The organism is Streptomyces sp. a15, from assembly GCF_059026085.1.
This window is the reverse complement of the sequence record NZ_JBWLKM010000053.1, coordinates 38,231-58,868: the sequence shown is the minus strand read 5'-3', so window position 1 is coordinate 58,868 and position 20,638 is coordinate 38,231. Positions and strand designations below refer to the sequence as shown.

General features: G+C 70.7%; 18 protein-coding genes and 6 pseudogenes. 19 read left to right on the top strand and 5 right to left on the bottom strand.

Annotation, left to right across the window (positions count from 1 at the left end):
- Positions 1-313: pseudogene (locus AC5P09_RS36035) on the top strand (ABC transporter permease); the annotation flags it as partial.
- 98 nt (positions 314-411) lie between these two features.
- Positions 412-1,438, top strand: a pseudogene (locus AC5P09_RS36030) (substrate-binding domain-containing protein).
- 39 nt (positions 1,439-1,477) lie between these two features.
- Here the strand turns inward: AC5P09_RS36030 and AC5P09_RS36025 are convergent.
- Complete coding sequence (locus tag AC5P09_RS36025; RefSeq protein ID WP_493877916.1) at positions 1,478-1,843, bottom strand: MerR family transcriptional regulator; 366 nt, start codon at positions 1,841-1,843, stop codon at positions 1,478-1,480.
- A gap of 50 nt (positions 1,844-1,893) precedes the next feature.
- Here AC5P09_RS36025 and AC5P09_RS36020 point away from each other — a divergent pair, with 50 nt between their 5' ends.
- The 4 genes from AC5P09_RS36020 to pgm all read left to right on the top strand — a co-directional run bounded on the left by AC5P09_RS36020 (position 1,894) and on the right by pgm (position 5,799).
- Entirely contained in the window at positions 1,894-2,829 is a 936-nt protein-coding gene (locus tag AC5P09_RS36020; RefSeq protein ID WP_493877915.1) for an NAD(P)-dependent oxidoreductase, read from the top strand.
- On the top strand, positions 2,826-3,257 hold the full coding sequence (locus AC5P09_RS36015) for a PPOX class F420-dependent oxidoreductase (RefSeq protein ID WP_493877914.1): 432 nt from the start codon (positions 2,826-2,828) through the stop codon (positions 3,255-3,257). The genes AC5P09_RS36020 and AC5P09_RS36015 overlap by 4 nt, the downstream gene beginning before the upstream one ends.
- A 335-nt stretch (positions 3,258-3,592) precedes the next feature.
- A complete protein-coding gene (locus AC5P09_RS36010) occupies positions 3,593-4,033 on the top strand; it encodes an OsmC family protein (RefSeq protein WP_493877913.1) in 441 nt (146 codons plus the stop codon).
- Positions 4,034-4,158: 125 nt separating this feature from the next.
- Complete coding sequence (gene pgm / locus AC5P09_RS36005) at positions 4,159-5,799, top strand: phosphoglucomutase (alpha-D-glucose-1,6-bisphosphate-dependent) (RefSeq protein WP_493877912.1); 1,641 nt, start codon at positions 4,159-4,161, stop codon at positions 5,797-5,799.
- 31 nt (positions 5,800-5,830) lie between these two features.
- On the opposite strand, the gene AC5P09_RS36000 is transcribed toward pgm, so the two are convergent.
- Together AC5P09_RS36000 and AC5P09_RS35995 are read right to left on the bottom strand one after the other, a co-directional pair.
- The gene (locus AC5P09_RS36000) at positions 5,831-6,103 is read right to left on the bottom strand and encodes a DUF6510 family protein (RefSeq protein ID WP_493877911.1); all 273 of its coding nucleotides are present in this window, start codon (positions 6,101-6,103) and stop codon (positions 5,831-5,833) included.
- Between the two features lie 20 nt (positions 6,104-6,123).
- On the bottom strand, positions 6,124-6,756 hold the full coding sequence (locus tag AC5P09_RS35995; RefSeq protein ID WP_493877922.1) for an FAD-binding oxidoreductase: 633 nt from the start codon (positions 6,754-6,756) through the stop codon (positions 6,124-6,126).
- Here AC5P09_RS35995 and AC5P09_RS35990 point away from each other — a divergent pair.
- From AC5P09_RS35990 to AC5P09_RS35940, 11 genes and pseudogenes are all read left to right on the top strand, one after another.
- Positions 6,756-7,292, top strand: a pseudogene (locus tag AC5P09_RS35990) (acyl-CoA dehydrogenase family protein); the annotation flags it as partial. The gene AC5P09_RS35995 and the pseudogene AC5P09_RS35990 sit on opposite strands and share 1 nt — an antisense overlap.
- Positions 7,293-7,462: 170 nt before the next feature.
- Entirely contained in the window at positions 7,463-10,708 is a 3,246-nt protein-coding gene (gene icmF, locus AC5P09_RS35985) for a fused isobutyryl-CoA mutase/GTPase IcmF (RefSeq protein ID WP_493877910.1), read from the top strand.
- A gap of 55 nt (positions 10,709-10,763) precedes the next feature.
- Positions 10,764-11,645, top strand: coding sequence for a 3-hydroxybutyryl-CoA dehydrogenase (locus tag AC5P09_RS35980; protein ID WP_493877909.1), 882 nt, complete (start codon positions 10,764-10,766; stop codon positions 11,643-11,645).
- A gap of 451 nt (positions 11,646-12,096) precedes the next feature.
- Complete coding sequence (locus AC5P09_RS35975) at positions 12,097-13,320, top strand: polysaccharide pyruvyl transferase family protein (RefSeq protein ID WP_493877908.1); 1,224 nt, start codon at positions 12,097-12,099, stop codon at positions 13,318-13,320.
- A 75-nt stretch (positions 13,321-13,395) separates the two neighbouring features.
- Positions 13,396-14,838 (top strand): FAD-dependent oxidoreductase, encoded by a 1,443-nt coding sequence (locus AC5P09_RS35970; protein ID WP_493877907.1) that lies wholly within the window; start codon positions 13,396-13,398, stop codon positions 14,836-14,838.
- A gap of 170 nt (positions 14,839-15,008) precedes the next feature.
- The gene (locus AC5P09_RS35965; RefSeq protein ID WP_493877906.1) at positions 15,009-15,203 is read left to right on the top strand and encodes a DUF2795 domain-containing protein; all 195 of its coding nucleotides are present in this window, start codon (positions 15,009-15,011) and stop codon (positions 15,201-15,203) included.
- Between the two features lie 53 nt (positions 15,204-15,256).
- Positions 15,257-16,150, top strand: coding sequence for an amidohydrolase family protein (locus AC5P09_RS35960; protein ID WP_493877905.1), 894 nt, complete (start codon positions 15,257-15,259; stop codon positions 16,148-16,150).
- A gap of 5 nt (positions 16,151-16,155) precedes the next feature.
- On the top strand, positions 16,156-16,509 hold the full coding sequence (locus AC5P09_RS35955; RefSeq protein WP_493877904.1) for a winged helix-turn-helix transcriptional regulator: 354 nt from the start codon (positions 16,156-16,158) through the stop codon (positions 16,507-16,509).
- A gap of 9 nt (positions 16,510-16,518) precedes the next feature.
- Positions 16,519-16,795: pseudogene (locus tag AC5P09_RS35950) on the top strand (helix-turn-helix transcriptional regulator).
- A 14-nt stretch (positions 16,796-16,809) separates the two neighbouring features.
- Entirely contained in the window at positions 16,810-17,436 is a 627-nt protein-coding gene (locus AC5P09_RS35945) for a glyoxalase (protein WP_493877903.1), read from the top strand.
- Positions 17,437-17,502: 66 nt separating this feature from the next.
- On the top strand, positions 17,503-17,958 hold the full coding sequence (locus tag AC5P09_RS35940) for a pyridoxamine 5'-phosphate oxidase family protein (protein WP_493877902.1): 456 nt from the start codon (positions 17,503-17,505) through the stop codon (positions 17,956-17,958).
- 120 nt (positions 17,959-18,078) lie between these two features.
- Here the strand turns inward: AC5P09_RS35940 and AC5P09_RS35935 are convergent.
- Positions 18,079-18,234, bottom strand: a pseudogene (locus AC5P09_RS35935) (polyphosphate kinase 2); the annotation flags it as partial.
- A 60-nt stretch (positions 18,235-18,294) separates the two neighbouring features.
- On the opposite strand from AC5P09_RS35935, the pseudogene AC5P09_RS35930 reads away from it, so the two are divergent.
- Positions 18,295-18,702 (top strand): annotated as a pseudogene (locus AC5P09_RS35930) (transcriptional regulator); the annotation flags it as partial.
- A gap of 113 nt (positions 18,703-18,815) precedes the next feature.
- Here the strand turns inward: AC5P09_RS35930 and AC5P09_RS35925 are convergent.
- Positions 18,816-19,760, bottom strand: coding sequence for a hypothetical protein (locus AC5P09_RS35925; RefSeq protein ID WP_493877901.1), 945 nt, complete (start codon positions 19,758-19,760; stop codon positions 18,816-18,818).
- 223 nt (positions 19,761-19,983) lie between these two features.
- On the opposite strand from AC5P09_RS35925, the gene AC5P09_RS35920 reads away from it, so the two are divergent.
- Complete coding sequence (locus tag AC5P09_RS35920) at positions 19,984-20,571, top strand: carboxymuconolactone decarboxylase family protein (RefSeq protein ID WP_493877900.1); 588 nt, start codon at positions 19,984-19,986, stop codon at positions 20,569-20,571.
- The last annotated feature ends 67 nt before the right edge of the window (positions 20,572-20,638 follow it).

Sequence of the window (20,638 nt, the reverse complement as noted above, 5' to 3'; positions counted from 1 at the left end):
CTCCACCGCGATCAAGCCGGGCCGCGCCAACGCCGCCGGAACCGTCGTCGCCGTCACCATCCTCGCCATCGGCCTGGCGGGCATCCAGCAACTCGGCGCCGAGTTCTGGGCGACCTCCCTCTTCAACGGCGGAACGCTGCTTCTCGCGGTCGGTCTGGCCGACTACTCCGCCCGCCGCCGACTGCGCGCCGGCGCGAGCGCAATCCGGCGTTCACTGTCCGCGCCCGGGGCGGAACCCGGGACCGTGTCCACGACGGAGCCGCCGACGCGCGCCACCGCCGCGTCCACCGACGACGCGCCGCGCACACCCTGACCGCGGCCGAACCTCCGCGCCCGTTCGCTTGCCTGCCGTATCTCCCAAGGATCCCCACCGTCTCGTACCACCCCACCCGCAAGGCAACACTCAGAGCGGTGGCCGTCCTGGCCGTGCTCACCGCTTCCCTCGCGGGCTGCACCCGGGGCTCAGAGAGCGCCGGCTCCACCACCGTCGGCGGGTCCTCGAAGGCCGGCTGCCCTGCCGTACTGGCGAAGGCGAAGAAGGCGGTCGCGGCCGCCGAGGCCGTCGACGCCCCCTGGGGCGGACCGACCACCGGACCCAAGGCGGTCGCGGGCAAGATCATCGTCCACGTCGCCCAGAGCATGACCAACCCCGGAGTCGCGGGCGCCGCCGAAGGCGTCAAGGAGGCCGCCAAGACCATCGGCTGGACGGTGCGGATCATCGACGGCCAGGGCACCCCGGCCGGTATCCAGGCCGCCGTCGGCCAGGCCGTCGCCGTGAAGCCCGCCGGCATCGTCCTGTCCGGCTTCGACCCCAAGTCGACCGCCCAGCAGGTCGCTCAGGCCAACGCGGCCGGTATCCCGCTCATCGGCCGGCACGCCGTCGGCACCCCCGGACCCAGCACGAACCCGAAGCTCTTCAGCAACATCACCACCAAGGTCGAGGATGTCGCGAAGATCAGCGCCGACTGGATCATCAGCCAGTCCAACGGCCGGGCCGGCGTGGTGGTCTTCAGGCGACGCCAGCAGCCGCACCCCGCAGGAGGTCTCCGCGCTGCTGTCCCGCTTCGGCACCAAGTGGACGAACTCCGTGGCCATCAACGACCTGTACTTCGCCGACGCGGCACCCGCGCTGCGGGCGGGCGGCAAGCAGGGCAACGGTGCCCCCTTCAGCATCGGCGCGGGCGACGGCGACCCGTCCGCCTTCCAGCGCATCAACAGCAAGCAGTTCCAGGCGGCCACGGTGCCCGAGCCGCTGTCCGAGCCGCTGTCCGAGGAGGGCTGGCAGATCGTCGACGAGTTCAACCGCGCCTTCGCCCACCAGCCCGCCAGCGGCTACATAGCCCCGGCGCACATCACCACGGCGGCCAACAGCGGCGGCGGATCCTCCTGGGACCCGAAGGGCTACCGCGAGGCGTACCGGAAGCTCTGGGGCAAGTAGACGACAGAGCAGGCCCTGGCAGGTCCCTCCCACTCAGCCTCAGCGGGAGGGAGCATGCCGTTCGGTGGCATCGATGTAGTCGTGGAGGACCTGGCGGGAGCGGATGAGCAGGTCGATCTGTTCGTCCAGCCCCTGGAGGCGAGCTCGCAAGGTGGTCAGGAGCTCGGGGCAGGGTTTGAGGTCGGGACCCGTGCCGGTGACGCAGGGCTGAAGGAACCCGATCTCCTGGGTCGACAGTCCGGCTTCGAGCAGGTTCCTGATCTGCGCCACGGTCAGGACGTCGTCGTCGCTGTACTCGCGGTAGCCACTGGCCTTGCGGACGGGTACGAGCAGGCCCTGGGCCTCGTAGTAGCGCAGCTGATGGGCGCGGACTCCGGTCCGTCGGCTCAACTCTCCGATCAGCACGGTGATTCCCCCTTGACCTTCATACCGGTATGAAGGTTGACGATTCTGCCATGACCACCAACTCGGCTCCATCCAAAGAGCACTTGACGCGCAACCCCGGCGCCGGCCCCACCCCCGTGACGGTCCTGGGCCTGGGCCTGATGGGCCAGGCGCTGGCCGGAGCGTTCCTGCGTGCGGGGCACCCCACGACCGTGTGGAACCGCACGGAGGCCAAGGCCGAACAACTTGTCGCCCAAGGCGGGAAACTCGCCGACTCGGTCCGCGACGCCGTCGTGGCCGGCCCGCTCGTGGTCGTCTGCGTCTCGGACTACGACGCTGTGCACGCACTGCTCGGTCCGCTGGGCGATGTCCTCGACGGCCGGGTCCTGGTCAACCTGACCTCGGGCACCACGACGCAGGCCCGTGAGACCGCCGCATGGGCGACGCGGCAGGGCGGCACCTACCTCGACGGCGCCATCATGGCCGCCCCCGGGGCCATCGGCACGGCGGACGCCGTCGTCCTCTACAGCGGGCCCCGGTCGGCCTTCGACCTGCACGAACCGACCCTGACGAGCCTCGCCGCGGGAACGACATACATTGGTGACGACCATGGCCTGTCGTCGCTGCACGAGGCGGCCGTGCTGGGCCTGATGTGGGGCATCGGGAACGGCTTCCTGCAGGGTGCCGCCCTGCTCGGCGCGGCGGGGGTGGACGCCGCGGCGTTCGCACCGCTCGCGAAGAAGGGCATCGGCATGGTGACCGACTGGCTGTCCGACTACGCCCATCAGGTCGACGACGGCACGTATCCGGCCCTTGATGCCACCCTTGACACTCACCAGGCCGCGATGGAGCACGCCATCCAGGAGAGTGAGTTCCTCGGTGTCAACGCCGAACTTCCGAGGCTCATCAAGTCCCTGACCGACCGGGCGGTGGCTGACGGGCACGGCGGCAGCGGCTACGCGGCAATGATCGAGCAGTTCCGCAAGCCCTCAGGAGAGCGCCCATGACGGCCACACCCTTCGACCCACGCCCCCTGCTCGCGGAAAGCCGACTCGGTGTCCTCGCCACGATCAAGTCGGACGGCCGCCCACAACTGTCACCCGTCATGCCCTTCTACGACCCGGAGGCCGATGTCATCCACGTCTCGATGAGCGCGGCATCGGCCAAGACGGCGAATCTGCGACGGGACCCACGAGCCGCGCTGGAGGTCACCAGCCCCGACGGCTGGGCGTGGGCCACCGCCGAAGGCACGGCGACCCTCACCGGTCCGGGAACCGACCCCTACGGTCCCGAGGTCGAGGCGCTGGTGAACTACTACCGCATCGCCGCCGGGGAGCATCCGGACTGGGACGAGTACCGGTCGGTGATGGTGTCCGACCGCAGGGTGCTGATGGCGATGACGGTCCACCACGTGTACGGCGCCAGGATCCGCTGACACATGAGGAACGGTGTCGAGGCAGACGTACGGTGAAGCAGGCGCCCCCGGTTCGGCGCTCGCCCGAGGGCGGTGATCGTGCCGCCGGGCCGGGTGTGCTCAGGCGGTGCGCGATGGCCAGGCCGCAGCCGACTGCCGACCGGGCGGATGCCGCCGCACGGTCGGTGAGGGCGCCGCGTTCGAAGGCGACCGTGATGGCGTCGGCGGTGAGGCCGGGGCCGCCGTCGCGTCCTGCAACCGGGCGCCGGAGCCGGCCGGTTGCAGGGCCGGCACGAGCCGGACGCCGGCCGCATCCTGCGCACCGAGTGGCCGGTGCAGGTCTTAGTGTCGACGGCATGACCGAAGATTCCCTGCGCTCCGTCACCGTCGAGCGAACCAGCACCGGCCACTTCACCGCGACGAACGCCCGCGGCGGCACGATCAGCTTCGGCACCGGCTCCGATCCGCACGGGGGTACCGAGTTCACCCCGGTCGAGTTGTTGCTCGCCGCACTCGGAGGCTGCACGGCGGTGGACGTCGACATCGCCACCAGCCGCCACGCGGAGCCCACCAGGTTCTCCGTCGCGGTGACCGGCAACAAGATCAGCGACGAGCTCGGCAACCGGATGACCGACCTCTCGGTCACCTTCTCCGTCGCCTTCGCAGACGGAGAAGGCGCGGATCGCGCCCGAGCGATCCTCCCGAGGGCGGTCAAGTCCTCCCACGACCGGCTCTGCACGGTCAGCCGCACCGTCGAGACCGGCACGCCCGTCACCGCGACGGTCGACGACGCCTGACGTCATGCGAGGTCCCGTGGAACCCGCTCGCTGTACTGCACGGCGGCCGGGCCCTCGCACACCCGCCCCGTGACGAGGAAAGATGGGACGTCGAGCGACGGAGCAAGCCATGCGGAGGAACGCACATGCAGCATGAACGAGCGGGTCGGCCGGCGGGTGCCGAGGACCTTGTCGACGTCGCCCGGTTGGTGACCGCGTACTACGCGCTGCACCCCGACCCGGCCGACCCGGGGCAACGGGTGGCGTTCGGTACGTCAGGGCACCGCGGGTCGTCCCTGAGCACGGCGTTCAACGAGGACCACATCGCCGCGACCAGCCAGGCCATCTGCGAGTACCGCAGCGCGCAGGGCACCGACGGGCCCCTCTTCCTCGGCGCCGACACGCACGCCCTGTCCGAGCCCGCCCGGGTCACCGCACTGGAGGTGTTCGCCGCCAACGACGTGACCGTGCTCATCGACGTCGCCGACGGCTACACCCCCACCCCGGCCGTCTCGCACGCCATCCTCGCCCACAACCGCGGTCGTGCCACCGGCCTCGCGGACGGCGTGGTCGTCACCCCCTCGCACAACCCGCCCGCGGACGGCGGCTTCAAGTACAACCCGCCCAGCGGCGGCCCGGCCGGATCCGAGGCGACGTCCTGGATCCAGGACCGCGCCAACGAGATCATCACGGCCGGGCTGAAGGACGTACGCCGCATCCCGTACGTCCGGGCCCTCACGGCCCCCGGCACCGGGCGCTACGACTTCCTCGGCACCTACGTCGCAGACCTGCCTGCCGTCCTTGACCTGGACGCGATCCGTGCCGCCGGCGTCCGGATCGGCGCCGATCCGCTCGGCGGGGCCTCGGTCGCCTACTGGGGCCGGATCGCCGAGGAGCACCGGCTCGACCTGACCGTGGTCAACCCGCTCGCGGACCCCACCTGGCGTTTCATGACGCTGGACTGGGACGGCAAGATCCGCATGGACTGCTCGTCGCCGTACGCGATGGCCTCGCTCATCGAGCAGCGGGACCGCTTCCAGATCGCCACGGGCAACGACGCCGACGCCGACCGGCACGGCATCGTCACCCCGGACGCGGGTCTGATGAACCCCAACCACTACCTGGCCGCCGCCATCGCCTACCTGTACGCCCACCGCGAGCAGTGGCCCGACCACACAGGCATCGGCAAGACACTGGTGTCGTCCTCCATGATCGACCGTGTCGCGGCCGACCTCGGGCGGCGCCTCGTCGAGGTGCCCGTCGGCTTCAAGTGGTTCGTGGACGGCCTGGTCGACGGCTCGCTCGGGTTCGGCGGCGAGGAGTCGGCCGGCGCGTCGTTCCTGCGCCGCGACGGCTCGGTGTGGACCACCGACAAGGACGGCATCATCCTGGCGCTGCTCGCCTCCGAGATCACCGCCGTCACCGGGAAGACCCCGTCGGAGCACTACGCCGCCCTGACGGCCCGCTTCGGCGATCCCGCCTACGCCCGCATCGACGCCCCGGCGACCCGCGAGGAGAAGGCGCTGCTGGCCAAGCTCTCGCCCGCGCAGGTCACGGCGGACACCCTGGCCGGCGAGGCGGTCACCGGCGTCCTCACCGAGGCCCCCGGCAATGGGGCGGCCATCGGCGGCATCAAGGTGACCACCGAGAACGCCTGGTTCGCCGCCCGCCCCTCGGGCACCGAGGACGTCTACAAGATCTACGCCGAGTCGTTCCAGGGACCCGACCACCTGCGCCGGGTCCAGGAGGAGGCCAAGGACGTGGTGATGGCGGCCCTCGGCGGCTGACCGCCGGGACCCGGGCGGCCCGGGCGGGGGTTCAGGCGACGGCGAAACGGAACGCGCCGGCGCCCCCGCCCAGCGTCAGCCACACATACCGCTCCTCACGCACCAGCCGCAGCGCCACGTGCGCGCAGCCGGGGCAGCGGGCGGTGAGACCGGGCTCGGGGCCGTAGACGTGGAACTCGGCGAGCGGCCCCGAGCGGGCGCACTCCGGGCAGCGCCACCAGGCGTCGGTCGCTTCCACGGAGAGGATCTCCGAAAGCGGTCCGGCAAGGCAGTTGCCGTCGAGATGAGCGGCGGTATCCGGCACGGGGTCCTCCAACGTCGGGGTCAGCCGAAGCGTTCGGTGCGCATGGTCGCCGGATCCCGTCCCAGGCCGGTCAGCAGATCGCCGACCGCCTCGACGAACCCGGTGGGGCCGCAGACGTGGACGGGGCTCGCCGGCAGCAGCCCGGCCGTCGCCTCCGCCAGGTCGGCCGCCGTGACCCGGCCCGGGGCGCGGGCGGTGCCCGGCGGCGCCTTGCGGGTGTACACGAGGCGGACGTCAAGATCGGGATGCCCGTCGGTGAGGTCCTCGTGGTACCAGGCGTCGTCCGCACTGCGCACGGAGTACAGCAGGTGGAGGGCGCCCCGCGAGAGCGACTGGCGGTGGGCGCGCACCATGGCCGTCAGCGGGACGACCCCCGAGCCACCCCCCACCAGGAGCACCGGCTCGGTCCGCCCCGGCCGCCACACGAACCAGTTACCGAGCGGTCCCCGCACCTCCACCTCCGCGCCCACGGGCACCGCGTCGGCCGGATACGGCGAGACCTCCCCGTCGGGTACCGCCTGCACGCCCAGTTCGACGCGGTTGCCGTCGGCGGGCGCGGCCGACGAATAGCTGCGCACGGCCTGGTAGCCGTCGTCGGAGGTCAGGCGCACGTCGACATGCTGACCGGGGAGGTGGCCGGGCCGGTCGGGAATGCGTGGTGGGCGAGGATCAGGTGCTCGGCCAGGTGCACCGGGGCTTCGAGAACGCCCAGGTCCGCCTCGGTCCCGCCCGGCTGACGCACTGCATGCGCTGGCTCGGCGCCGCGACTCGCGCCCGGGACGTCGCCCTGGAGCGCGCCGGGACCCGCGAGGCCTTCGGCTCGCTGCTCGGGGATCTCGGCATGGTGCAGCAGATGCTGGCCGACTCCGAGATCGACATCGAGGCGAGCCGCGCGTTGATCTGGCGTACCGCCTGGGAGTTGGACACCGGCTCCGCGAGTGCCGCGCAGTTCTCCTCGGTGTCCAAGGTCTTCGTGGCCGAGGCGGTGGGCCGGATCGTCGACCGGGCGGTGCAGATCTGTGGCGCGCTGGGCATCTCGGCCGAGGATGCCCCGCTGGCGCGACTGATCAGGGAGGTACGGCCGTTCCGGATCTATGACGGTCCGTCCGAGACCCATCGCTTCGCCATCGCGCGCCGCGCGGTGAAGCCGTACCGGCGACCGCGTCAGACCGGAGCTGCGGGCTCCTGACGGAGCGTCGGCAATCCGTCCCGCCCTGGTTTCTTGTCATTGACTACAACCAGTCGATGAGGGAAGCTGCCGAAAATACTAGGGCGTCCTAGTAAATTACTAGGACGTCCTAGTAATCTGAGCCTCCCACCCGTCGCCCGTCCCCACGGGCAGGCCGTCCGGAGTACACCGTGAGCGATGGCACCAGCACACCGCAGCTTCACCAAGCGCAGCACCCGGTGCGCCTCGTCACCGCGTCCAGCCTCTTCGACGGCCATGACGCCTCGATCAACATCATGCGGCGCATCCTCCAGGCGCAGGGGGCCGAGGTCGTCCACCTCGGCCACAACCGCTCGGTGGGCGAGGTCGTGGACGCCGCGCTGGAGGAGGACGTCCAGGGCGTGGCCGTCAGCTCCTACCAGGGCGGCCATGTCGAGTACTTCGAATACCTGGCCGAACTGCTCCGCGAACGCGGCGCCGGCCATGTGAAGGTCTTCGGCGGCGGGGGAGGGGTGATCGTCCCCGAGGAGATCCAGCGGCTCGCCGACGCCGGGGTACGGATCTTCTCCCCGGAGGACGGACAGCGCCTCGGCCTCACCGGCATGATCAACACCATCATCAGGGAGTGCGACACGGCTCCCTGGCAGGACACCCCCGCTCAGCTCGCCGCCGTACTCGCCGGCGAACGCCCTGCCCTCGCGCGGCTGCTCAGCGCCCTGCAGGCAGCCACCGTGCCGGACGAGGACCTCGGCGCGCTCCGCCGCGCCGCGGCCGCCCGCTCCGTCCCGGTCCTCGGCATCACCGGCACCGGCGGCGCGGGCAAGTCCTCCCTCACCGACGAACTCGTACGGCGCCTGCGCCTCGACCAGCAGGACAAGCTGCGGGTGGCCGTGCTCGCCGTCGACCCGACCCGGCGGCGCGGCGGCGGCGCCCTGCTCGGCGACCGCATCCGGATGAACAGCCTGGACGGCGACCGGGTCTTCTTCCGCTCCCTGGCCACCCGCGGCCACCACGAACTCCCCGAAGGCCTCACCGACTCCATCGCCGCCTGCAAGGCCGCCGGATACGACCTGGTGATCGTGGAAACCCCCGGCATCGGACAGGGCGACGCCGCCATCGCCCCGTACTCCGACGTGTCGCTGTACGTCATGACGCCCGAGTTCGGTGCCGCCTCCCAGCTCGAGAAGATCGACATGCTGGACTTCGCCGACGTCGTCGCCATCAACAAGTTCGAACGGCGCGGCGCGGCGGACGCGATGCGCGACGTAGGCCGCCAACTGGTCCGCAACCGCGAGGCGTTCGGCTCGCGTCCCGAGGACATGCCGGTCTACGGCACCAGCGCCGCCACCTTCAACGACGACGGCGTCACCGCCCTCTACCAGCACCTGCTCGGCCTGCTCACCGAACGCGGCCTGGCGGCCGGCCCGGGCATCCTCCCGGCGACAGACGTACGCCACTCCAGCGGCGCCGCGCAGATCGTGCCCACCACCCGGGTGCGCTACCTCGCCGAGATCGCCGAGACCGTACGCGGCTACCACGCCGACACCGCCACGCAGGCCGACGCCGCCCGGCGCGTCCAGCGCCTGACCGCCGTACGGGACGAACTGACCGCGATCGAAGCACCCACCGCCGACGTCGAGAAACTGCTCGTCGACGCCGAGGAAGGCCTCGACGCGTCCGCGCGGAACCTCCTTGCGGACTGGCCGGAGACCGTACAGGCGTACTCGGGCGAGGAACTGGTGACCGTCACCCGCGGCCGGGAGCAGCGCACCGCCCTGGTCCGCGAGTCCCTGTCCGGCAACCTCGTCCCCCGCGTCGCCCTGCCCCGCTACACCGACCACGGCGAACTCCTGCGCTTCCTGCGCGCGGAGAACCTGCCCGGCCGCTTCCCCTTCACCGCGGGCGTGTTCCCGTTCAAGCGCGAGGGCGAGGACCCGGCCCGGATGTTCGCCGGCGAGGGCGACCCCCAGCGCACCAACCGCCGCTTCCGCTATCTGTCCAAGGACAGCGAGGCCACCCGGCTGTCCACCGCCTTCGACTCCGTCACCCTCTACGGCCACGACCCGGCCCTGCGCCCCGACATCTACGGCAAGATCGGCACCTCGGGCGTGTCCGTGGCCACCCTCGACGACATGAAGGCGCTCTACGCGGGCTTCGACCTCACGTCCCCCACCACCTCGGTCTCCATGACCATCAACGGCCCGGCCCCCACCGTCCTGGCCTTCTTCCTCAACACGGCCATCGACCAGCGGCTCGACGCCTTCACCGCCGAACACGGCCGCGAACCGACCGCCGAGGAGAGCCGGGAGATCCGGTCCTACGTCCTGCAGAACACCCGGGGCACGGTCCAGGCCGACATCCTCAAGGAGGACCAGGGCCAGAACACCTGCCTGTTCTCCACCGAGTTCAGCCTGCGGATGATGGCCGACATCCAGGAGTGGTTCATCGAGCAGGGAGTGCGCAACTTCTACTCGGTGTCCATCTCCGGCTACCACATCGCCGAGGCCGGGGCGAACCCCATCAGCCAGCTCGCCTTCACCCTCACCAACGGCTTCACCTACGTCGAGGCGTACCTCGCTCGCGGCATGTCCGTCGACGACTTCGCGCCCAACCTGTCCTTCTTCTTCTCCAACGGCATGGACCCCGAGTACACCGTCCTCGGCCGGGTCGCCCGCCGCATCTGGGCGGTCGCCATGCGCGAGAAGTACGGGGCGGGGGAGCGCAGCCAGAAGCTCAAGTACCACGTCCAGACCTCGGGACGCTCCCTGCACGCCCAGGAGATGGACTTCAACGACATCCGCACCACCCTGCAGGCGCTCATCGCGATCTACGACAACTGCAACAGCCTGCACACCAACGCCTACGACGAGGCCGTCACCACCCCCACCGAGGACTCCGTCCGCCGCGCCCTCGCCATCCAGCTCATCATCAACCGCGAGTGGGGCCTGGCGATGAACGAGAACCCGCTCCAGGGCTCGTACATCATCGACGAACTCACCGACCTCGTCGAAGAGGCCGTCCTCACCGAGTTCGAGCGCATCAGCGAGCGCGGCGGAGTCCTCGGCGCCATGGAGACCGGCTACCAGCGGGGCCGCATCCAGGACGAGTCGATGCTCTACGAGCAGCGCAAGCACGACGGCACGCTGCCGATCATCGGCGTCAACACCTTCCGCAAGCCCGGCGGTGACAGCGAGCACGCGACGGTGGAACTGGCCCGCGCCACCGAGGGGGAGAAGCAGTCCCAGCTCGCCCGCGTCGAGGACTTCCGCGGACGCCATCGCGCCGAGGCGGAGGCCGCCCTCACCGAACTCAAGCGCGCCGCCACCAGCGGCGAGAACGCCTTCGCCGTACTGATGGACGCCGCCCGGGTCTGCTCACTCCAGCAGATCACCGAGGCGTTCTTCGAAGTCGGCGGCGAGTACCGCCGCAACGTCTGAAGACGGCCTGAGCACAGGCCTGTCCACTCTCCGCTTCACGTAAAGGGCCACCCGCATGGAAACTGTCTCGCGTCTCGGTGTCGTCGGCTGCGGCCTCATGGGCTCCGGCATCGCCGAAGTCGCCGCCCTCAGCGGCAGCGGCAGCGGCATCGACGTACTCGTCGCCGAGTCGTCCTCCGACGCAGCCGAGGCCGGCCGCCGACGCGTCGAGGCCTCCCTCGACCGGGGTCTGCGCCGCGGCAAGATCACCGAGGAGGAGCGGGACGGCGCGCGCGCCCGCCTGACCTTCACCGACGACCTCAAGGACCTGGCCGACCGCCAGTTCGTGATCGAGGCCGTCGCCGAGAACCGCGAGCTGAAGACCGGCGTCCTGAAGACCCTCGACCAGGTCGTCACCGACCCCGAGGCCATTCTGGCCACCAACACCTCGTCGATCCCCATCGTCGACCTCGCCATGGCCACCCGGCGACCCACCCATGTCCTGGGCATCCACTTCTTCAACCCCGTACCCGTCCAGACCCTCGTCGAAATCATCCCGGCCCTCACCACAAGTCCCGACACCCTCGTACGGGCCAGGGCCTTCGCCTCCGAAGCCCTGGGCAAGGAGGTCGTCGAGGCGACCGACCGCTCCGGCTTCGTGGTCAACGCACTCCTCGTGCCCTATCTGCTCGCCGCGGTCCGCATGGTGGAGACCGGCTCCGCGACTCCCGAGGACATCGACCGCGGCATGGAACTGGGCTGCGCCCACCCCATGGGCCCCCTGCGCCTGCTCGACCTCATCGGCCTCGACACCGCACAGGCGGTCGCGGAGTCGATGTACGAGGAGTTCAAGGAGCCGCTGTACGCGCCTCCCGCGCTGCTGCGCCGCATGGTCGCCGCCGGCCGCCTGGGCCGCAAGAGCGGGCACGGGTTCTACGACCACACCGCGCGACAGTGAGGGTGAGTCGTGTAGTCGGCACAGCTGACCTCATGTACAAGGTGCTGCAGCTGCTCCGAGTTTCGTAGCGCCGTTGTCCCGGCCGACCCACTGGACGACGATGCGTTCGGCCTGGTCAGCGTCCCGCGAGGGCCGTGCCTGCGTGTGCACCGGAGGACCGGCCGCGTGCGCCGACCGGCCGGCCGCCGTGTCAGGGGCAGGGGGTGCCCGGGACGTGGGGACGGCTGCCTGCCGGAGCGGACGGGCCGAACACCGGCGGCTCCCGCTTCACCCCTTCCGCTCGGAGGGTTTGCCCTCCCGGTCCACGGCAACCCAGCCGGTAGAGCAGATGCGTCCGCCGCGGCGGCGACGTGCCCGACCCCGTATTCCGTCAGGGACCGGCAGCCTGTCCCTGACCTTCCGGACCGACGTCCGTACCTGCGACCGACTCCGACGCGACGGGAGCCCACAGATGACCACTCCGCACGAGCATCTGCACCCGATCAGCGGCATACCGGGCCCACGTATCGGCGTGCTCGGTTCCTACGGCGGCTTCAACATCGGCGACGAATCGATCCTGGCCTGCGTCCTGGGCTGTCTGCGTACCCATCGCCCGGACGCCCGGCTGGTCGTCTTCAGCCGCAACGCCGAGCACACCCGTCTCCACCACCGCGGTGTCGACGAGGTCGTGAACTGGGAGGGTGTCGCGCAGAGCCAGGTGATGGACGCACTGTCCGGCCTGGACCTGCTGGTGATGGGCGGCGGTGGCATCCTCTACGACGGCGAGGCGCGCCGGTACCTTCGGGTGGTCCGCGCGGCGCAGTCCCGCGGCGTGCGGACGTTCGCGTACGCCGTCGGCGCGGGTCCGCTGCGGGAGGCCGAGGACCGCGAGGCGGTGCGTGACGTGCTGCCGAAGATGGACGACGTCGTGGTGCGCGACGAGGAGTCGCGGCTGGTCCTGGAGGAGGTCGGCGTCGAGCGGGAGGTCACCGTCACCGCCGATCCGGCGCTGCTGCTGACCCCGGAGCCGTTCACGGACCGCATGATGAGGAACGAGGGCATTCCGACCGCCGGCCGGCTGGTGGGCATGTCGGTACGGGAACCGGGCCGGGCGGCCGAGAAGCTCGACGAGGGCGACTATCACGCGCTGCTCGCCGACGTGGCCGACTTCCTGGTCCGGCGCCTGGACGCCCATGTGGTGTTCCTCCCGATGGAACGCCACGACGTACGGCACGCGCACGCGGTGCTGTCCCACATGACCGCACCGGAGCACGGGCGCATCCTCAACGGCACCTACAGCCCCGGGCAGGTCCTCGGCTTCATGCGCCATCTGGATCTGGCCGTCGGCATGCGCCTGCACTTCCTGATCTTCGCCGCCCTGTCCGGGCTGCCGTTCCTGCCGCTGCCCTACTCGGGCAAGGTCTTCGACTTCGCCCGCCGGATGGGCGCGCCGGCGCTGGTCGGGGTGGCACGCGAGCAGGCCGGACTGCTGCTGGCGGAAGTGGACCGGCTGTGGGACGAGTACCCCCAGCGGCACGACGAGCTGCGTTCCCGCGTCGGCGAGCTGTGCGGGCTGGCCAGGGAGACCTGCGCCCGCTGCGGCGTCCTGCTCGACACCATCGAGGGCATGGGCGGCGCCGCCGAGGGCATCGACCGCCCGGACGGCCTCAGGACCGTCGAGAGCGCGGGGGCCTGACCGGCCGAGGCCGCCGGACCCGGCCGGCACGTGCCTCGATGTCCGTACCCGGAAGGCCGTCGACGGGAGCACCCGATGCCGATCCTGGAAGAACCCCGAGAACACCGCACGGTCACGCTGCCACCGCGCTCCGCCCGGTACGCGGGCCGGACCGACGTCCTCGTGGTCGGCGGCGGCCCCGCCGGCTGCGGCGCCGCACTCGCGGCGTCCGAGGCCGGCGCCGAGGTGGTGCTCGTCGAGCGCTACGGGTTCCTCGGCGGCAACGCGACCGCGGCGCTGGTCATGCCGCTGATGTCGTTCCACAACGAGCACAAACAGGCCGTCTTCGGGGACGGGGACGCCACCCGCCTGCTGCCCACCGACCACGGCGAGGGCGAACCGGTCGTCGCCGGTGTGCTGTGGCGGCTGCTCGACCGGCTCGCCGAGCGGGGCGGCTGTGTCCCGCCCTCCGTCGAGACCGGCTACACGGTGCCGTTCGATCCGGAGATCTTCAAACTGGTGCTGCTGGACCTGCTCGACGAGGCCGGGGTGCGGATGCTGTTCCACTCCTTCGCCTCCGCGGCGCTGCCGCTCGACGACGGCTGGCGGGTGGTGTTCGAGACCAAGTCGGGACCGGTGGCGATCGACGCCGGTGTGGTCGTGGACGGCACCGGCGACGGCGATGTCGCGGCCGCCTGCGGAGCCCCGTACGAGATCGGCCGTGACGAGGACGGACTCGTGCAGCCGATGACGCTCATGTTCCGGGTGGCGGACTTCGTGCGCCCGCGGTTCGCCGAGTACGTCCGGACCCACCCCGACCAGTGGCGCGGCGTGCACGGCCTGTGGGACCTCGTCCAGGAGGCCACCGCGGACGGCGAGCTCACCCTGCCCCGCGAGGACGTGCTGTTCTTCGCCACCCCGCATCCCGGCGAGGTCAGCGTCAACAGCACCCGCGTCACCAGGGCGCTGGGGGTCAATGTCTGGGACCTGACCCGCGCCGAGTACGTGGCCCGCCGCCAGCTCGCCCAGATCGACCACTTCCTGCGCCACCACGTCCCCGGCTTCGAGGAGTCGTACGTCGTGCAGAGCGGCTCCCACATCGGCGTCCGGGAGACCCGCCGCATCCTGGGCGACTACAAGCTCACCGGCCACGACATCCTGGCCGCACGCCCCTTCCCGGACGCCGTCGCGCACGGCGCCTACCCGATCGACATCCACAATCCCGAGGGCACCGGCACCCTCCTCAAGCGCGTACCCGCCGGCCGCTTCTACGACATCCCGCTGCGCTGTCTGCTGCCGCGGGAGACGGACCGGCTCCTGGTCGCGGGGCGCTGCATCTCGGGCACGCACGTGGCGCACTCCTCCTACCGTGTGATGCCCATCGCCATGGCCACCGGGCAGGCGGCCGGCGTGTGCGCGGCCCTGGCCGTGCGCCAGGGATGCGCCCCGCGCGAGGTGGCCCACCCGCTTGTCCAGGACGAGCTGCTGCGCCAGGGCGCCCGCCTGCGCACCGGGACCGCACCCGCTCCGCGCTGGTAGAGCCCGACGGGCCGTGACCGCCGACCGTGTCGGTGCCGTCCTGCCGACTGGCGCCGCCCCTTCTGACCACGGTCGATACCTGTCGGCCGGTGCGGCGATCTCCGAATGGGCACCCGGAGGCCGGGTACTCGCACAAGCCGAACAGCAAGTGCTCTTGGAAGAACGCAGACATGGCCGGCATCAGCCCCATAGATCTGCAGAAGGCACTCAAGGGAGCCGACTACCCGGCCGACCAGAAGGACCTGGCGCGGCGCGCACGGGACAACGGCGCCGACAGCTCACTCGTGGAGCGCATCGAGTCCCTGCCCAAGAAGAAGTTCGACGGGCCCAACGACGTCAGCCAGGCGGTGTTCGGGTCCGAGTGACCGCAGGGATCAAGGGAGTTGTTCTGACGGCGCGTGTACGTGACAGTGAGGACATGACTGCGCGACGCGTACGGCCGGGTGAAGCCGAGGCTGTGGAGAGGTTTCGGCGACGTATCGGGGTCCCCGGGCTTGTCGACGTACACACGCACTTCATGCCGGAGCGCGTCCTGCGCAAGGTGTGGGAGTACTTCGACGCGGTCGGCCCGGCGACCGGCATCGAGTGGGGGATCACCTATCGGCACGAGGAGGAGGAACGGGTCGCGCTGCTGCGGCAGTTCGGAGTCCGCGCCTTCACCGCGATGCTCTATCCGCACAAGGCCGGCATGGCGCCCTGGCTGAACGAATGGGCCGCCGACTTCGCGGGACGTACGCCCGACTGTCTGCACACGGCCACCCTCTATCCCGAGGAGGGCGTGGAGGAGTATGTGCGCACGGCGGTCGAGGCGGGGGCTCGGGTCTTCAAATCCCATGTGCAGGTGGGGGCGTACGACCCGACTCACGAGCTGCTCGATCCGGTGTGGGGGATGCTGGCCGAGGCGGGAGTCCCCGTGGTCATGCACTGCGGCTCGGGTCCCGCACCCGGCAAACACACCGGGCCGGAGCCGGTGGGGCGGATCCTCGCCCGGCATCCGCGCCTGCCCCTGATCGTGGCGCACATGGGGATGCCGGAGTACACCGACTTCCTGGACCTGGCCGAGCGGTACGCAGAGGTGCGCCTGGACACGACCATGGTGTTCACGGATTTCAGCGAGCGCTTCAGCCCTTTCCCGGCGACCGAACTCGGCCGGCTCGCCGAGCTCGGCGATCGCATTCTGCTCGGGTCCGACTTCCCCAACATCCCGTATGAGTACGTCCACCAGCTCGAGGTGCTTGAACGGCTCGGACTGGGGGATGCGTGGTTGCGCGGGGTTTGCTACGAGAACGGGGCGCGGCTCTTCGGGCTGTAGACGTCATGGCGGCATGCGGCCCGCATGACGACTCCTGCCCGAGCTTCGAGGGCACCCTCGAACTGATCGGACGCCGCTGGACGGGTTCGGTACTGCAGGCCGCCGACCGGGGCGCCCGGCGTTTCGGCGAGTACCGCGCGATGATCGACGGCATCTCCGACCGGCTGCTCTCCCAGCGCCTGAAGGAACTCGAGGCCGCGGGCCTCATCGAGCGCACCGTCATCCCCACTACGCCCGTACAGATCCGCTACCGCCTGGCCCCGGACGGCCAGGCACTGGCGGCCGCCCTCCTGCCGCTCGCGCAATGGAGCATGCGACGCTCGGGCTCCAGGGGCGCGGGACGGGTCCCGGCGGCGTAGCTTCCTCTCCTGGGCGAGTCCGCAGCACCACGCGTCCCACCGCGGTTCCGGCCGACCTACGGCCAGTCGCCGTACGCATATCTCATGACACGGCGTATCGGGCGCCCGTCGGCGGTACGACGTCGCCGCGACCCCAGCGGCACTGAGATCTGCTCCCCGGCCGGCTGCTCAGCGCTGGGCACCTTCAGCAGTCGCTTCACCTAGCTGGTCGGCATGCCGCCGTGCGTGGCACAAACAGGTGACAAGACCGGTCAGGAATCAAGAAGCGCCGGTCGCCGAGCCATAACTAGCGTGATGGTCATGGCATCCATCGAATTCGTCACCCTCGACGTGGCCGACCCCACGGCCGCCAACCGCTTCTACACCACCGCCTTCGGCCTGGGCAGTCAGACACGCCTTCGGGCCTCGGAGGCACCGACGACCGGCTTCCGCGGGTTCACGCTGTCGCTCGTGGTCTCCCAGCCGGCCGACGTCAACGCCCTCATCGACGCCGCCGTGGACGCCGGCGCCGCGACGCTGAAGCCCGCTGCCAAGTCGCTGTGGGGCTACGGGGGCGTCGTACAGGCCCCGGACGGGACGATCTGGCAGGTCGCATCTTCGTCGAAGAAGGACACCGGCCCGGCCACCCGGCAGATCGACGAGATCGTTCTTCTGCTGGGAGTCGTGGACATGGCCCAGAGCAAGCGGTTCTACGTCGACCGCGGCCTCGCCGTGGCGAAGAGCTTCGGCAGCAAGTACGTCGAGTTCGCCACCGGGACGGGTCCCGTCAAGCTGGCCCTGTACAAGCGCCGTGGCCTGGCCAAGGTCGTCGGCGTCTCTCCCGAAGGCACCGGATCGCACCGGATCATGATCGGCGGCGATGTCGGGGCTTTCACCGACCCGGACGGGTTCGCATGGGAGACCGCAGCACTGACTCCCACGCCATGATGTTCTACCGTTGCCCTGCCCTGCCTGGCCGTCGGAAGGGATCTCCGCCAAGTGACTGGAGGAAGCATGACGAGCGCGCCGCCGCGTGGACTTGAGGAGAGGCTGCGGGACACGCGCGCGAGACTGGAGGCCGACGTCGATCTCTGGGTCGCGACGTCGGGCTCCCCGGGCGGCGTCCACCTCATCCCGCTCTCCTACCTCTGGGACGGGACCGCGTTCGTCATCTCGACCCCGCGCGCCTCGGTCACCGGCCGCAACCTGCTGGCGGACGATCGGGTGCGGCTCAGCCTCGGGCCCACGCGCGACGTCGTTGTCGTCGAGGGCAGCGCCGAGCCGGTGGACATCGCCGACCTCGGCCCGAAAGCGGGCGACGCGTTCGCGACCAGGACCGGGTTCGACCCGCGCGAGCTCGACGAGCCCTACCAGTATTTCCTGATCCGGCCGCGGCGCATCCAGGCCTGGCGAGAGGCGAACGAACTGCGGGGACGTGACCTCATGCGCGACGGCCGCTGGCTCGGCTGACCGCCGCACGGCAACACACCCGCGCCCCAACGACCGCTCCAGGGGGAGCGCCGTCCGTCACTGCGCCAAGGACTTTTCGCTGGTCTTTTCACGCAGGTCACCGGATGCCTTTGGCGGCGATCAGTACTCAGGGGCGGTGTAGTCCTCGTCCGCTTCCAGCAGGGTGGCTGCCGCGCCGACGATCCGTGGGTCGGGCTCGGCGACGACCTCCTCGTCCTTGTCCGAGTAGTCGAATCGGGCCAGCACGCTGCGCATGGCCTCCACACGGGCCCGCCTGCACGCCCAGGCCGCCCGCCGGGCCGTCGCCGACGCGGGACTCGGCAGGGAGGTGGTCGACGCGAGGCCGGACTGACCGTCACCGACCGCACCCTCAAGGCCTGGCTCGACGGCAGGCGCAGTCCCTCGCGGCGGAACCTGGAGAGGGTCGAGGCCGCGTATCGCACGGTGCGCCGGCAGAACGTGGTCCGCTGCTTGCTGGCCCGTCTCAATCGCGACGGCCGCGGCACGCGGGTGGAGTTCCATCCGCTCAACCAGTCCCAGGTCGACCGGCCACGACAGCGCGCGGTGCAGTACCGAACGCTCAATGTCCGCCGTTGGGATGCGCCTTGGGGTCGCATCGTCGAGGCGTGGGCCAATGACGACGCGGAGGCTCTGGACGACGCCTGGGTCAGTGACGTGGTGGTGGACCTCGGTTCCGAGTGGGGCCAGTACGAGTATGTGACCAACGTGGGGTTCGCGGCCTGACGGTTCCGGGCTGCATGCCGTCTCGTCAGCCGCTTTGAGTCGCCGGCAGCGCCCGGAAGAGCCCGTGCCATTGCCGGTGAGGCCTGTGCGTCGGGTGGTCTCGTGCCACGTCCCTATCCGTGGTGGCCCCCGGGTGCGGCCAGGCGTTCCACCTCCTGGGCGGCCTCGCGAGCCGCCCGTTCAGCGCGTGCCAGGGCGTCTGCGGCAGCTTGTCGCCGTTCCTCGGCCTCCCGCTGTGCCTGGTCGGCTTGCTGGAGTTCCTCGCGTGCCTGTCGCAGTTGCTGTTCGGCAGCGGCCACTTGTCGGCGGGCCTGGTCGTGCCGGTCGCGTGCCCGCTGCCACAACGCGTCGGCGTCCGCTTGTGCCGCACGCTCGTCGCGGAGGTGCTGCTCGGCCGCCCTGGCTGCCTTTCTGGCTCGGGTGAGTTCCTCCTGCCGTCGGCGGCGCCGGTCGGCGAGTTCATCCTTCGCTCGGGCCCGCACCGGCGGCGGCGCGGCCGTGCGACTGCGACTGGGCGCCTTGCGCGGTGGCTTGGCTGTTGGCGTGGTGCCGGAGGGCAACGTCGACGGTGGGGTGAGGGCGGATGTCAGGTGGCCGGTGGCCCACTGGTCGGCTGCGTCCTGGTCGGCGAGCACGGCGAGCAGAGTGGATTCGACGTCCTGCTGGGCGCTGTCCGACAGCCCGTGCCCTGCGTCACGGGCCAGCTGGGCGGCCTGCCGGGACAGGACGGCGACGACGCGGCGGCGCTGCGCGGAGAGCTCTTTGATGCCGTCGGCGTCCAGGGTCTGGTAGGCCTCCCGCAGAGCACGACCCAGCTCCAGGAAGCGCCGGCTCTCCTCGGGCTTGGAACGAAGCAGCAGGTTGGCTGCCCATGCGGCGAGGGTGGGACGACGGGCCGCATGAATCAGGCGGGCATCCTCGGCATGTCCGGCTGTCCTGGCCCCGGCGGCCAGTTCCTCCCGGCGGGCCACGAAGCCCGGCGGCGGCGTGGCGTAGAGCTCGTCAAGGACGGCTTCCACGTCGTGCCCTGCGTCGCCCCGGCCCCTCTTACGCTGCATGATCCTCAGGTTCCACCGAGCCCGGCCACCGTGCACCTCGGCCCGCCGTCCCGCCCGCCGGAGTGGCCGGTTCGGCGTACGTAGCGGTGCTCACCGCCTTCAGGGCGACTCGGCTTCAGGCCTTCCGGCATCCTGGGCCGGCTCATCCACGGCGCTCGTAGCCAGGCGGACATGGCTTGTCGTCGACGTTTCCTCCGGCCTCTGCCTGGCGTAGCGTGGCCGCGTGCCAGAGCCGCCGCTGTCGCCCGCCGCCCCCCGCATTCCTCCGCAGCCCGCGGAGGAATGGGCTGAGTCCGTGCGGGAGACGCTGTCCGCCGACATCGGCTCACTCGGACTCGGTGTGTCTTCGCTCGGCGAGGCACATGTCTTCGCCACGCTGGCCCGTCATCCGGAGTTGTTCGCCGCCTGGCTTCCGTTCAGCAGCCAACTGCTGCTCGCGGGCGAGCTTCCCTTCGCCGACCGTGAGCTGGTGATCCTCAGGGTGGCGCGCAACTGCGATTCGCCCTATGAGTGGGGCCAGCATGTGGGGATCGCCGCGAAGGCCGGGTTGTCACCGGACGACATGAATCGGGTGGCGGCGGGTCCCGACGCGCCGGGTTGGACGGAACGCCAGTCCCTGCTGCTGCGGGCGACGGATGAGCTGCGCTCAGCCGCACGGATCAGCGGGCCGACGTGGGAAGGGCTGACCAGGCACCTGACGGAGCGTCAGCTGATAGAGCTGCCGATGCTGGTGGGCCACTACCACCTGCTGGCCTTCACTCTGAACTCCCTTCAGGTGCGGCCGGAGCCCGGACTGCCCCCGATGCGCTGACGGCGTCCTCCGGCCTCACCGTTCACCGGGTTCTCGCAGCAGAGCAGTGTCGGCAGAAACTCGTTTT